Source organism: Amycolatopsis thailandensis (assembly GCF_042723255.1).
Classification (GTDB): Bacteria; Actinomycetota; Actinomycetes; order Mycobacteriales; family Pseudonocardiaceae; genus Amycolatopsis; species Amycolatopsis thailandensis.
In genome coordinates this window covers 42,295-55,312 of record NZ_JBHXJK010000022.1, presented here as the reverse complement: position 1 = coordinate 55,312, position 13,018 = coordinate 42,295, and the positions used below count along the sequence as shown (strand labels likewise).

At 70.3% G+C, this 13,018-nt stretch carries 12 protein-coding genes and 1 pseudogene; 5 read left to right on the top strand and 8 right to left on the bottom strand.

Annotation, left to right across the window (positions count from 1 at the left end; translation table 11 throughout):
• Window positions 1-89 precede the first annotated feature (89 nt).
• Window positions 90-959: an alpha/beta fold hydrolase gene (locus ACFWMR_RS11540; protein ID WP_378378308.1), complete on the bottom strand. Its 870-nt coding sequence runs from the start codon at window positions 957-959 to the stop codon at window positions 90-92.
• A gap of 61 nt (window positions 960-1,020) precedes the next feature.
• Between ACFWMR_RS11540 and ACFWMR_RS11535 the strand changes: the two genes are divergently transcribed.
• Complete coding sequence (locus ACFWMR_RS11535) at window positions 1,021-1,758, top strand: TetR/AcrR family transcriptional regulator (protein ID WP_378276305.1); 738 nt, start codon at window positions 1,021-1,023, stop codon at window positions 1,756-1,758.
• A 99-nt stretch (window positions 1,759-1,857) separates the two neighbouring features.
• Here the strand turns inward: ACFWMR_RS11535 and ACFWMR_RS11530 are convergent, their stop codons facing one another.
• Window positions 1,858-2,490, bottom strand: a complete 633-nt coding sequence (locus tag ACFWMR_RS11530; RefSeq protein WP_378378307.1) for a TetR/AcrR family transcriptional regulator — start codon at window positions 2,488-2,490, stop codon at window positions 1,858-1,860.
• Window positions 2,491-2,715: 225 nt separating this feature from the next.
• Window positions 2,716-4,056 carry a sensor histidine kinase gene (locus ACFWMR_RS11525; protein ID WP_378378306.1) on the bottom strand — a complete coding sequence of 447 codons (1,341 nt, stop codon included), beginning with the start codon at window positions 4,054-4,056 and terminating at the stop codon, window positions 2,716-2,718.
• A 77-nt stretch (window positions 4,057-4,133) separates the two neighbouring features.
• On the opposite strand from ACFWMR_RS11525, the gene ACFWMR_RS11520 reads away from it, so the two are divergent.
• From ACFWMR_RS11520 to ACFWMR_RS11510, 3 genes are read left to right on the top strand one after another with little or no spacing between them, the layout of a single operon-like run.
• Window positions 4,134-4,649 carry a lipoprotein ABC transporter ATP-binding protein gene (locus ACFWMR_RS11520; RefSeq protein WP_378378305.1) on the top strand — a complete coding sequence of 172 codons (516 nt, stop codon included), beginning with the start codon at window positions 4,134-4,136 and terminating at the stop codon, window positions 4,647-4,649.
• Window positions 4,646-5,305 carry an ATP-binding cassette domain-containing protein gene (locus ACFWMR_RS11515; protein WP_093933982.1) on the top strand — a complete coding sequence of 220 codons (660 nt, stop codon included), beginning with the start codon at window positions 4,646-4,648 and terminating at the stop codon, window positions 5,303-5,305. The genes ACFWMR_RS11520 and ACFWMR_RS11515 overlap by 4 nt, the downstream gene beginning before the upstream one ends.
• Complete coding sequence (locus ACFWMR_RS11510) at window positions 5,302-6,417, top strand: FtsX-like permease family protein (protein WP_378378304.1); 1,116 nt, start codon at window positions 5,302-5,304, stop codon at window positions 6,415-6,417. The genes ACFWMR_RS11515 and ACFWMR_RS11510 overlap by 4 nt, the downstream gene beginning before the upstream one ends.
• Here ACFWMR_RS11510 and ACFWMR_RS11505 read toward each other — a convergent pair.
• The 5 genes from ACFWMR_RS11505 to ACFWMR_RS11485 all read right to left on the bottom strand — a co-directional run bounded on the left by ACFWMR_RS11505 (window position 6,414) and on the right by ACFWMR_RS11485 (window position 12,011).
• On the bottom strand, window positions 6,414-7,115 hold the full coding sequence (locus ACFWMR_RS11505) for a response regulator transcription factor (RefSeq protein ID WP_378378303.1): 702 nt from the start codon (window positions 7,113-7,115) through the stop codon (window positions 6,414-6,416). The two genes, ACFWMR_RS11510 and ACFWMR_RS11505, sit on opposite strands and share 4 nt — an antisense overlap.
• Before the next feature lie 76 nt (window positions 7,116-7,191).
• Entirely contained in the window at window positions 7,192-8,676 is a 1,485-nt protein-coding gene (locus ACFWMR_RS11500) for an apolipoprotein N-acyltransferase (RefSeq protein WP_378378302.1), read from the bottom strand.
• 258 nt (window positions 8,677-8,934) lie between these two features.
• Complete coding sequence (locus ACFWMR_RS11495) at window positions 8,935-9,741, bottom strand: sugar phosphate isomerase/epimerase family protein (RefSeq protein WP_378378301.1); 807 nt, start codon at window positions 9,739-9,741, stop codon at window positions 8,935-8,937.
• Window positions 9,741-10,892, bottom strand: a complete 1,152-nt coding sequence (locus tag ACFWMR_RS11490; RefSeq protein WP_378378300.1) for a dihydrodipicolinate synthase family protein — start codon at window positions 10,890-10,892, stop codon at window positions 9,741-9,743. The genes ACFWMR_RS11495 and ACFWMR_RS11490 overlap by 1 nt, the downstream gene beginning before the upstream one ends.
• Before the next feature lie 78 nt (window positions 10,893-10,970).
• Entirely contained in the window at window positions 10,971-12,011 is a 1,041-nt protein-coding gene (locus tag ACFWMR_RS11485; protein WP_378378299.1) for a LacI family DNA-binding transcriptional regulator, read from the bottom strand.
• A 38-nt stretch (window positions 12,012-12,049) separates the two neighbouring features.
• On the opposite strand from ACFWMR_RS11485, the pseudogene pip reads away from it, so the two are divergent.
• A pseudogene (gene pip, locus ACFWMR_RS11480) lies at window positions 12,050-12,988 on the top strand (prolyl aminopeptidase); the annotation flags it as partial.
• Between the last annotated feature and the right edge of the window lie 30 nt (window positions 12,989-13,018).

Here is a 13,018-nt window from a genome sequence, read left to right as displayed (position 1 = left end):
GCCCAGTCAACTCCGCGTGACCGGGCGTGCCGTCGGCGTGAACGGCTTTCCTACGCTCCGGCCGGGATTCTTGACGAAATCCTGACGCGTCAGGCCTTGCGCGCGTGCGCGACGATCGCCTGCGCGATCGCGGGCCACAACTGCCGCGGCAGTTCGTGGCCCATCCCGGGGAACAGCAGCAGTTCGGCGTCCGGGATCGCTTCCGCGGTCGCCTTGCCGCCGCTGACGTCGATCAGCGGGTCGCTCTCGCCGTGGATGACCAGCGTCGGGACGTGGACCTCGCGCAGCTTCGCCGTGCGATCACCCGAAGCGACGACCGCGGCGGCTTGGCGCAGCCCGCCCGCCGGATGGTTCGCCCGGTCGTAGTTGCGGGTGGCCTTCATCCGCAGGAACTCCTCGTCGGAGGGGTGCCCCGGCGAGCCCACGAGCCTGAACCACGCGATGCCGTCCTCGATGGCCTGCTCGCGGGTGGCGGCGGGCGGCCGGGTCAGCCCGGCGAGCGCGGCGGGCTCCGGATGCCCGACCGAAGGATCCCCGGTGGTCGACATGATCGAGGTGAGGCTGAGCAGCCGGTCCGGCGAGTCGATCGCGAGCTGCTGGACGATCATCCCGCCCATCGACGCGCCGACGACGTGCGCGCGGTCGAACCCGAGCGCGTCGAACAACCCGGTGATGTCGGCTGCGAGATCCGAGAGCAGGTACGGCGCGGAGGTCAGGTCGCCCGCGGCGAGCGCGGCCAGATCCGGCGCGGGGAGATCGTCCAGATAGGACGAGAGACCGATGTCGCGGTTGTCGAATCGCACGACGTGGAACCCGCCCTCGGCGAGCAGGTCGCAGAAGCCGATCTCCCAGGTGACCATCTGGGCGCCGAGGCCCATCACCAGGACGAGCGGCGGATCCGCGGGGGAGCCGAAGGTGTCGTACTCGAGTTCGAGGCCGTTCACACGCGCGCGGGGCATGGCCCGATCCTGCCGGAAGCCCCCACTTCCGGACCAGCGGAGTGCGGATACGGTAACCCGCATGCCGACTTTCTCCGAAGACGCGGGTTCCCGGTCGCGGTCACGCGTGGCTTCCGGACGGCCGGCGGTCACCAAGGACCGGATCATCGACGCCGCGCTGGAACTGTCGGCCGAGTCCGGTTTGGAGAACTGGACGCTGCGGCAGCTCGCGGCCGCCGTCGACGCGTATCCGGCGGTGGTCTACCACCACGTCGGCGACCGGGACACCGTCGTCGTCGCGGTGCTGGACCGGGTGGTGGGCCAGCTGACCCTGCCCGACGAGACCTTGCCGTGGCGGGCCTGGTTCACCGAATTCCTGCCCACCGTGCGGGCCGTGCTGCGGCGCTATCCCGGTTCGGCGCGACGGCTGGCCCTGTTCGGGCCGTCGGTCGCCGCCGCCGTGCCGACGATGAACACCGGCATCGGACGGCTGCTCGCGGCCGGGTTCGGCACCGAGGCGCCGTTCGCCTACAACCTGCTGCTGGCGACAGCGTGCCAGTTCGTCGCGATGGAGGACGACCGCGAGAGCGCGATGGCGCTGCAATTGGAGCGGACCGAGGGTTACGCGGCTTACCGCACCCGCACCGACCTGCCGGGGATGGCGGCGCTGGGCGAGTCGGTCGCGGCGCTGGTCGCGGACCCGGATCTCGCGGCCGGTTACTATGCGCGGCTCTACGGTTACGCGGTCGAGCGCTGCCTCGACGGGCTCGAACACCGGCTCAGCCAGTTGGACACGCTCGGAAGTTTGACAGAGCGCTGACAGCGAATCGGCGTAGTGTGGAGGAATACCGGTGCTCGGTCACCGGTCCCGAAGCCCCTGGCACCAACCTCCCCCTCGAGGTGCCGGGGGCTTCTCATGTCAGGAGCGCGGGGCGGCGCGCTGGATCTCCGGGAAGACCTCGCCGACCAGGGTGACCAGCGATTTGCTGAGCAGCGTGTGCACCTGCGCGCGATCGAGCGAACCCCGCACGAGCCATTCGCGGCCCGCCGCCTTGACCATCCCGCCGAACGCGCGGACCAGGGCGTTCAGCTCCTGGCCGTGCTCGCTCTCGCGGGACAGGCCGACCGCTTCGAGCACCCTGTCCGCCGATTCGCGATCGGCCTCTTCGAGGATCCGTTCGACTTCGAGGTCCCGGCCGATGCCTTCCGGCGCGATCGCGGCCAGCCACATCTTCTCCTGGCTGGTGACCATGTCCAGGAACCAGTCGATGGCGACGTCGGCACGCAGTTCGAGCGGGCCGTCCGGCAGGATCTCGACCGCGAGCCGCGGCACGGTGAGCGCCCGCCGGATGATCTCCAGATAGAGTTCTCGTTTGGTGCCGAAGTAGTGGTTGATCAGCCCCCTGGCCACCCCGGCCTCCGCCGCGATGTCCGATGTGGACACTTCCGAGTACGGACGTTCCCCGAAAAGACGTGCCGCACAGGCGAAGATCTGCTCTTTGCGCTCGTCCGGCTCCAGTCTCCGCCATCTCGGCGTCGGCTCGGTCGTCATGCCCTCAATCTTCCCACGATCGATTCAGCCCGGCTGGATGGTCACCGGATCCCTGTGACATATAAAAGCAAAGTGTCAGTTAATCCGGCGTGTACCGTCTGTTGGCCCGCTGGTCTTTACCGTCTTCTTTCAGGTGGCATGCCGTGCGCGCTGTCGGGGCGCGTTTGCCTCCTACCGGCCCGGCCTGGCGAGTAACCCCCCCTAGCTCGCCAGGCCCGGGCCTTCTTACTGCGCCGAGGGACGCTCCGCGGGCAAGAGCAGCGTGAACGTCGTCGGCGACGGGCTGGTCAGCCGCAGTCGCCCGCCTTCCGCCTCGGCCAGGCTCCGCGCCAGCCTCAGGCCGATCCCGTGACCTTCACGGTCTTCACCCTGGTCGTCGGTGACGAACGGATCGTGCCCGTCCGGGATGGCGCCCTCGTCGCTCACGTCGATGGCCAGCGCGTCCCCGGCGTCGCGGACGAGGACGGAGACCGTGCCGCGCCCGTGCGTCGCCGCGTTGTCCAGCAGCACGGCGAGCACCTGCCGCACGGCCGCGTCCGCCGCCCGCGCCGGCAGCGCCTCGCGTCCGCTGATCCGCAGCGCCCGGCCGCGTCCGGCGAGCAGACCGTGCCAGGTCTGGCGGACCTCTTCGAACAGTTTGCCCAGGTCGAGCAGGGCGCGCGGGGCCCTGGTCTGCTTGGCCAGCGCCAGCAGGTCGTCGATGGTGCGTTCCAGCCGGTCGGCCGACGCGATGCTGTCGCGGATCGTCGCGTAGGGGTCGCGGTCGGGGCTCTCCAGGGCCGCCTCCAGTTGCAGGCGCAACCCGGTCAACGGGGTCCGCAGCTGGTGGGAGGCGTCGGAGGAGAAGGTCCGTTCCCGTTCCAGGGTCTCGCCGATCCGCGCGGAGGTGGAGTCGAGCGCTTCGCCGACCTGATCGATTTCGCGGACCCCGGTGCGCCCGGCGCGCACGGTGAAATCGCCCTCGCCAAGACGTTCGGCGACGCCCGCGAGATCCTCCAGCGGTCGCGCCAGCCGGGTGGCGATCCGGCGCGCGATCAGCCAGCTGGCCCCGATCGCGATGACGGCGAGCCCGGCCATCTTCAGCCAGGTCAGCCGGATCCGGTCGTCCAGTTCGGACCGCGGATGGGCGGTGCGGACCACCCCGACCAGCGATGAACCGCTGATCACCGGGACGGCCAGGACCACTTCGTCGCCGTGCGTCCCGGTCGCCATGTCGGTGTAGTGCGCGTCGCGGACGTAGCGGTCTTCGGTGGCCGGGCCGTCGCCGACCAGGAGCCTGCCGGTCGGGGTGTAGATCGAGACCTTGATCCCGCGGATCCGGTCCGCGTCCGGTTTGACGGGTTTGAGCTCCGGGACCCGTCCGTTGGCGAGGTCACCGGTCACGTCGAGGACGGCCGTGTCGGCGACCCGTTCCAGGTCGTGAGTCGAATTGCCCTCGTGGAACCTGGCGACCGCGATGGCCAGCGGCGCCCCGAAGAGGGTGATCGCCAGCACCGCGGCCAGCACGGTGAGGGTGACGATCCGGCGGCGCACGGACAGAGTGTGGCCGACAAGGGGGAGGATCACCCACCCGACGCGATATTTTGCCTTCCGTTGACCTGAGATCAAGGCGATGTTGACCCCGTTCGCTTTACCTTGGGGCCATGCGCCGACGTGCCGCCGTCATGGCAGGCCCGGGGCCCGGATCCGTCCCCCTCGTCCGGTTCGCCGTCCCGGGCGAATGTGTGGCCGTGCTGCCCACCGGAAGCGGGGAAACCCCCGAGGGCGCTTCCGGCGTGGGCGTGCTGCTCAGGCGCGGGAACCTCTTCGGCCACCTCACCGTCGGGCAGAACATCCTGCTGGCCGGGCGGCTCGCCGGTCGCCGGTCCCTCATCAGCCCCGCCGACCTGCTGGAACTGGTCGGCCTGAGCGGACGCGGTGACGCCTATCCGGGCACGCTCTCGGCACTGGAGGGCGCGCGGGCCGGCGTCGCCGTCGCCCTGGCCGGGGCGCCCGAGGTGGTCGTCGCCGACGAACCGGCGGGCGAACTGGACGGGCTCGCCGCGCTCGAACTCATGGACCTGCTGCGCGCCGTCGCGGCCCGCGGGACGGCCGTCGTCGTGGTGACCCGTGATCCCGGGATCGCGGCGGCCGCGCACCGGATCGTGAGAGTGGCGTGACCGCGCCCCTGGTCCGCACCGACGAACTGGCGCACACCTATGGTTCCGGGCTGACCGCGGTGGTCGCCGTGCACGGTGTCAGCTGCGTGATCGGCGCGGAGACCCGCGCGGTGGTGACCGGCAGGGCGGGCGCAGGGAAGACCACGCTGCTGCACCTGCTCGCCGGGATGAAGAAACCGACGGCGGGCACCGTCGACTGGCCCTCGTTCGAGCCGTCGCCGCCGGGCCCCGACCTGATCGGGCTGGTCCTGCAGGACGGCGGGCTGCTGCGCGATCTCGACGTCCGGCTCAACGTCGCCCTGCCGCTGGTCCTCGCAGGCCGGACCGGCACCGCGGTCCGCGACGCCGTCGACGGCGCGCTGGACCTGGTGGGCCTCACCGGCTTCGCCAAGAAAGCGCCCCGCGACCTCACCGGCGAGCAGATCCGGCTGGCCATCCTGGCCAGGGCGCTCGCGCCCGCGCCCAAACTCATCCTCGCCGACGATCCGGCGGGCTGGCTGGACCGGCCCGCCGGGGAGCGGCTTCTCGGCAGGCTCGTGAAAGCCGCGGACCGGCTGGCCGCCGGCCTGCTGGTGGCCACGGCCGAGAAGGCCCCGGCCGGGTTGTTCGGCGAAAGCTGGGCGATGGTCGACGGAAAGCTGGTGCGGGACCGGTGATCGCGGCGATGGCGTTGTGGGTCGGCGGGATCGCGCGCGTGCGGCCCGTCCGGCTCGGCGTGCCCGCGGCCGGGGCCCTGATCGTGACCACGTTGCTCGCGGCGCACGGCTGGGAGTGGGAAGCGGCGCCGCCGTGGGTGCCCGCGACCGTGCTGGTGATCTTGCTGGCCGCGCCGTCGGAGCGTTCGCTGCGAGGGGATCACGACCTTCTGCGTGCCCGCGGCGCGACCGGCGGGCAGGTGCTCGGGCTGGCCGCCGCCGAAGCCGTCGCCGCCGGACTGGCTGGTGGTCTCTTCGGCATCGTGCTGTCGCTGGCGGGCGGCTTCCTGCCCGGCTCGGGTCTGACCCTTGTCCGGGAAATCGTTCTCTTGCTGCTCGCCGGGCTGTTCGTGGCGGCCGTCGCCGTCCTGCCACCGGTGGTGCGCGAGTGGTATTTCGAGCCCGCCGACGACGGGCCGCCCTGGTGGTCGCCCTACGGTCTCGATTTCCTCCTCCTCGCGCTCGCCTTCTTCTGGCCGCTGCTCGGCTGGGCCGGTGGCACGATGCTGTTGTGGCGGCTGGTGGAGCTGGGGCTGCGCAAGGGCAAGCGGGCGATCGGCGGGGTGTTCAGGCCACTCGTCTCGGGGCTCGCCGGGGTGCTCGCGCTGTCCATTTCGTGGCGGAGCGCCCTGTTGGCGCGATCGGTGGCGCTGGTCGCGCTGGCTGTGGCGTTCGCGATCTCGTCCGCCCTCACCCGCGACGGCTGCGTAGCGGCCCACGTGGACCGGGCGGCTTCCCTCGTACTCGCCGCGGCCGCCGCCGGGCCGTCGTTCGGGCTGGCGCTCAACGAACGCCGCCGTGACCTGCTGATCGTCAGCACCCTCGGTGGGAAACGCCGTCAGGTGGCGACGTTCATCGCGGGTGACGCGCTGATCGTCGGCGGTGGGGGCCTGATCGCCGGGCATCTGCTGGGCGTGTTGTTCGTCCTGCTCACGCCCGCCGAATGGGTGGCTTTCCCGCACGGATACTTCGCGATGCTGGGCGCGGTGGTGATCGTGTCGTGCGTGGCGGCGTCGGCGCGGATCGCGCAACTCGCCGCCCGCGACGAAGTCTCCGACCTTCGCGACTACTAGCCTTCGAAAGGTTGTTCCAGGCGGTAGCCGTGGCCGCGCAGCGTCGAAATCCTCGGTGCCTGCTCCGGAGTGGGCGCCGACTCGGTCAGTTTCCGCCGCAGCGCGGCGATGTGGACGTCCAGGGTCTTCGTGGAGCCGTACCAGTGCGCGTCCCACACTTCGGACATCAGCGTGTCCCGGCTGACCGCGACCCCCGGCTGCTCGGCCAGCCGGGCGAGCAGATCGAACTCCTTGGCCCGCAACGGGATCTCCCGGCCGCCGACGCTGACCCGCCGTCCGGCGGTGTCGACCCGCAGATGCCCGACGGCGATCGCGGGCCTGCTCTCCGGCGGAGCCGTCCCGCGCCGCAGGTGTGCCCGCACCCTGGCGAGCAGTTCGCCGAGCCGGATGGGTTTGGTGAGGTAGTCGTCGGCGCCGGCCTCCAGGCCGACGACGACGTCCATCTCCTCTTGCCGGGCGGTCAGGATGACCAGGACCGCGCCGGGGAGCGCCGCGCGCAGCCGACGACAGACCTCGACCCCGTCCAGATCCGGCAGGCCGAGATCGAGCAGGACGAAATCGATGTCGTCGTGTTCCGCGGCCGCGAGCGCGGTGCGGCCGTCGCGCTGCCAGGAAACCTCGTAGCCGTGCAGGCGGAGGGTCGATTCGAGGACGCCGCCGATCGCGTCGTCGTCTTCCACCACCAGCAATTTCGGCATGCGGGGGAGCTTAACCGTTGAACACTGTTCTTTTCGGCCAAGACGTTACGAACACCACCCCGTCCGTAACAGGGCGCTAACGTTTCCCTGTGCGACCGCGCGTGTACGTCCACAAAGGACAGAGCGCGGCTGCGGCGAGACACAGCCAGGCGAACACGTCACCGACATGGCTGTACACGGTCTGTGTTCTCGGCTGTACCGGGAGATCCGCGACGAGTGTCTGCTGATCGGTGCGGAAGTAGTCGGCGTGCCCGAGAATCCGGCCCTGATCGTCCACGGCTGTGGAATTTCCGTGCGTGGAGTGCCGGAAGAGCGAGTAACCGTTTTCCACCGCGCGGAAAGTGGCCTTTTCCGCGTGCAGCGTGCCGAATCCCGACCAGTCGTTGGCGGGGACGAGCAGGAGCGCGGTTTCCTTGTCCGCCGCCTGACGCGTCAAGTCGCGGAAATCCGCGTCGTAGCAGATGACCGTCGCGAGCCGTCCGTATGGCGAATCCGCGGTGGGGACCGTGCCGGGGCCGGGAGTCATCGGTTCCATCGGCGTCGGACGCGTTTTGTCGTAGGTCCAGGCCACTTCGCCGGTCGGTCCGACGAGCACGGCCACGTTGCGGATGTGGGGAGCCTGCTTGGTGTAAAGCGCGTAGGCGAGTTCGACGTGGATGCCCGCCTGCTTCGCTTCGGCGCCGACCCGCTTCAGCAGCGCGTCCTGATCGCGTTCCAGCACGCGGGCGTGCGTTTCCGGCCAGACGACGATCTTCGCCCCCGCCGACGCCTGCTGCCGTGTCCTGGTCACGAGATCTTCGGTGACCGGAGCGAACGCGGCGCCGACCGCGGCGGGATCGGCCGCGCTGACCTCTTCGGCGCGCCAGTACTTGACGCCGACTCGCTCCAGCGCTTCGGAACTCGCTTTGTCCGCGCCGGCCGAAGGGCTGATCCCGGCGACCCGGACGGTCTGCGTCGTCGGAGCGTCGAACAGCAGCCGCGCGCCACCGGCGAGGAACACCAGGCCGAGCACGCAGGCGTGAACGAGCACCGTGCGCTTGACCGGCGGCCATCCCTCCGCCCAACCGGTGTTCACCACCGAGGCGAACCACGCGAGGACGAAGGTGAGGCCGTAGACGCCGGTCACGGACGCCGTCTGGAGCAGCGGAAGGTTGGCGGACTGGGTGCTGCCGAGCGCGCCGAAGTCCCCGAAACCGGTGATCACGGTGAAGAGATACTCACCCGCGACGAGCGTCACCGGGAACACCAGCGTCCGCAACGGCCCGGCGCGGTCGGCGCACAGGCGGTCGGCGAGGAACGCCGTCGTCTGCAGCACCGCGAGCAGGGTGAAGGCGAGCAGACCGGAGAGCACGAACAGCAGGCCGGTGACCCCGAGCCAGAACAGCTGGCCGATCAGCAGGGACAGGCCCACCATCAGGATCGCGCGCCGGACGGGGACCTGCCGGGCATAGCGGAGCAGGAAGATCGGGAACACCCAGGCGGCGAGGGGGACGTTCCAATCGGTGTGGACGGCGAGCAGGAGCAGCGCTGTTCCCAGCCACCAGAGCAACCGTGGTTTCATACCGCGAACGGTAGGAAACCACGGCCGTCCGGACAGCGGGCCAAGGGCAGCGTCCGACCCTTACTTTCGTCAGGTCTTAAGTGACGTGGTCCCGCCGCCGATGTCCTGTCACTCGACGGTGACGGGCGACGTGAAGGGGACTTTCCCCTCATCGCACGCGCGGAAAGTCCCCTTCGCCACGCGTTTCGCGGCCCTCCTTGGCGGCGGAGGTCGGCGTGCGGGCGAGCACAGAACACGCCACACCTGCCTTACCAGGTCTTAAGCGACGTGGTCCCGGTACGCCGCGATGGTCTCGGCGAGGACCTCGCCGCCGGGACGGCGCCAGAGGTCGGCGTCGAACACCTCGACCTCGATCGGCCCGGTGTACCCGGCGGCCTCGACACACGCCTTCAGGCGCCGGTGGTCGATCGGGCCGTCACCGGGCAGCGCCCGGCCCAGCAGCGTGTCGGTCAGCGGCACCTTCTGGTCGCACACATGGAATCCGGCGATCCGCCCGGCCGCCGCGGCGATCGACTCCTCGATCCGCGGGTCCCACCACACGTGGAACTCGTCGACGATCACGCCGACCTGCTCGGCCGGGTGCTCCAGTGCCACGGTCAGCGCCTGATCCACTGTGGACAGAACCGACCGTTCGGCGCACTGCATGGGATGCAGGGGCTCCAAGCCGAGCCGTACGCCGCGTTCACTGGCGTACGGGGCCAGTTCGCCGACCGCGTCCGCGACCCGCTGCCGTGACGACGCGAGGTCGCCGTTCACCCCGCCGACGACCAGGACGAGGACGTCCGCGCCCAGCGCGGCCGCTTCGTCGATCGCCTCCCTGGTCTGCGCGACACCGTCCACAGGGGACCCCTCCGGGGTGATCCCGGTGAAGAAACCGCCGCGGCACAACGACGACACGCCGACGTCGTACTCCTTGAGCAGCCGCGCGGTCTCCTCGACGCCGGTTTCGGCGACCTTGTCCCGCCACAGGCCGATCCAGCGGACCCCCGCCTCGGCGCAGCCCGCCACGGCCTCCGGCAGCGACCACGCCTTGGTGGTGATCTGGTTCAGGCTCAACCGGTCCATCACGCCACCCCCGCCGCGGCCAGCAGCGGCCGCATCCGCGCGACGGCGAGGTCCGGGTCGGCCAGCGCCCCGGCGGCGTCGGCCAGCCGGAGCAGCTCGGCCAGATGCGTGATGGACCGGGCCGACTCGCGGCCCGCGACCATCCGGAAATGGTTCTGGTGCCCGTTGAGGTAGGCGAGGAAGACGACGCCGGTCTTGTAGTTCCTGGTGGGCGCGCGGAAGATCGCGCGGCTCAAGGCGACCGTCGGGTCCAGCAGGCCGTGGAAGCCCGCCTTGTCGCCTTCGTCGAGCCGGGCGAGCGCGGCGCCCGCCACCTGCGCGACGGCGTCGAAGATACCCAAAAGCGCTTCGCTGTGGCCCTGTTCGTCCCCGGCGATCAGCTCCGGGTAGTTGAAGTCGTCGCCCGTGTAGCACTTGACGCCCTCGGGAAGCGCGCGGCGGAACGCGGTCTCGATCGACGCGTCGAGCACGGAGACCTTGACGCCCGCGATCACCCCGGCGTGCTCGGCGCAAAGCCTGCCCAGTTCCTTGGCGGCCTCACGGACGTCGGCGTGGCCCCAGTACCCCGCCAGCGCCGGGTCGAACTGCTCGCCCAGCCAGTGCAGCAGGACCGGACGGTCCGCGCCGGAGAGCAGTTTCCCGTACGCGGCATGGTAATCCTCAGGGCCGGACGCCGACGCGGCCAGTGCCCGGCTGGCCATCACGACCGGCACGGCCCCGGCCTCGCCGACCAGGTCCAGCTGCTCGCGCCAGGCGTCCACAATGGACTCAGGCGTCGCGCCGCCGCCGGGCAACTGGTCGGTGCCGACACCCGCCACCCACGGCCGTCCGGCGGCGAGCGCGCCGGTGCGCCGGATGAGGTCCTGGGTGGTGCCCCAGTCCAGGCCCATGCCGCGCTGCGCGGTGTCCATCGCTTCGGCCACGCCGAGACCACAGGACCACAGGTGTTCGCGGAAGGCGAGCGTGGTGTCCCAGTCCAGTACCGCGCCCTCTTCGGGGTCGGCGGCGGCGAGCGGGTCGGCGACCACGTGCGCGGCCGCGTAGGCGATCCGGGAGGTCGGCGGCGACGCCGGTTTCGCGGGCGTGTCCGCCCCTTGCGGCGTCCACTCCACCAGTCCGCCGTCGGCGGTGGGCAGGGCGATCAAGGTCATCGGGTCTCCGTGGCGCGGGGGTGAGAAAGCGCTTTCTCGGACCACGTTAAGTCACGCCGCGGGCGCCGCACAAGGGGCTCAGCGGGCGGGGGAAGCGGTGCTGGAGCGCAAAACCACCTCACCGGACATGCGCACCACGCGCGGCCGGGTACCGGGCGAGGCCTTGAGTGCCAGGTCCATGGCCCGTTCGCCCAGCTTCTCCAACGGCAGCGCGACGGTGCTCAGCGACGGCGTGAGATCGCGCACTACCGGGATGTCGTCGAAACCGGCGATCGACATCTCGCCGGGGATCGAGACACCCGCGTCACGCAGTGCCGCCATCGCGCCGATCGCCATCACGTCGGTCACCGCGAACACGCACGTGGGCCAGTCCTTGCGCGGCCGGGCGAGGACCTTCTCCATCGCTTCGTAGCCGCCGTCGCGGGTGAACGCCGCTTCGACGACGTCGTCCTCGGCCAGTTCGACGCCGTGCTCCAGCAGTTCCGCGGCGAAACCGTCGAGACGGTCGACGACGGTGGTGAGGCTCTTCGGCCCGGCGAGCACGGCGAACCGCCGGTGCCCCAGGTCCAGCAGCGCCTTCGCCAGTTCGGTGCCGCCGCCCTTGTTGTCGGGCTGGACGGTGTCCACTTTGAGCCCGCGATGCCTGCTGACCGCGGCGACGTGCCCGCCGCCGCGCCGGTACGGCTCGAGTTCGGCGGCCATCGCCTTTTCCCAGCCTTTGTCTTCGAACGCCGAGCCGATCAGCAGAATGGCCGACGCGCGCTGGGCACGCAGCGTCGAGACGTACGCGACCTCTTTCGCCGGGTCGCGAAAAGTGCTCGCGAGCATCACGAGAAGATCGTTTTCACTCGCCACCCGCATCACCCCGCCGGCGATCGCGGCGAAATAGGGGTCGCCGACGTCGTGACAGATCACCCCGACGGTCGGCTGTGAGCCACCGGCCAATGCCTGAGCGTGAGCATTGGGGGTATAGGAGAGTTCGGCGGCCGCGGCGATCACTCGTTCGCGGAGATCTCCCCGGACGGTGGCGGTGCCGTTGAGTACGCGGGACGCGGTCGCGAGCGACACGTCCGCGGTGCGCGCCACATCTTCCAGCGTCACGTGGGGGCGGGCCTTCATCGATCCTCCAAGCTGGCGTTTGGGGCATAGTGGCGGACATGCTCGGCCTTTACCCGGAAATCGAACCTTACGTCCAAGGGATGTTGCCCGTCGGTGACGGCAATGAGATCTATTGGGAGGAATGCGGCGATCCCGAGGGCAAACCGGTGATCTTCCTGCACGGTGGCCCCGGAGGTGGTTCGAGCCCGAGACATCGCAGACTGTTCGATCCGGCGCGGTACCGGATCGTTCTCTTCGACCAGCGCGGCTGTGGGCGGAGCACGCCGAACTGTGCCACACCGGAGGCGGATCTCGCGGTCAACACGACGTGGCATCTCGTCGCCGACATCGAGCGGTTGCGCGAGCATCTGGACATCGAACACTGGATGGTCTTCGGCGGCTCGTGGGGGAGCGTGCTCGGGCTGACCTACGCGGAAACGCATCCCGGGCGCGTCACGGAACTCGTCCTCCGCGGTGTGGCCACGCTGCGGGTGAAGGAGCTGCAATGGCTCTACGGCGGGGGAGCGGCGTTCCTCTTCCCCGAGGCCTGGTCGCGTTTCCTGGCCCCGGTGCCGTTCTCGCGCCGCCAGGACAACCTGATCGAGGTCTATCACGAACTGCTCAGCCATCCCGATCCCGCCGTGCACGGACCCGCCGCGATCGCGTGGAGCCGCTGGGAGGGGGAAACGGTCAAACTGCGCCCGCGGGACGAAGTGATCGACGCGTTCAGCGATCCCGGATTCGCCCTCGCGATCGCGAGGATCGAGAACCACTACTTCCGGCACGGCGGCTGGCTGGCCGAAGATCAGCTGCTCCGCGACGCCGGGAAGCTTCGGGACATTCCTTGCGTTCTGGTCCAGGGACGCTACGACGTGGTCACCCCGGCCATCACCGCGTGGGAGCTCAGCCAGGTGCTGCCGACCGCGGAACTGGTGATGGTCGGCGACTCGGGTCACGCGTTCGACGAGCCCGGCACCCTGCACGAGTTGATCAGCGCGACCGACCGGTTCGCGTCAGACTGGCAGGGC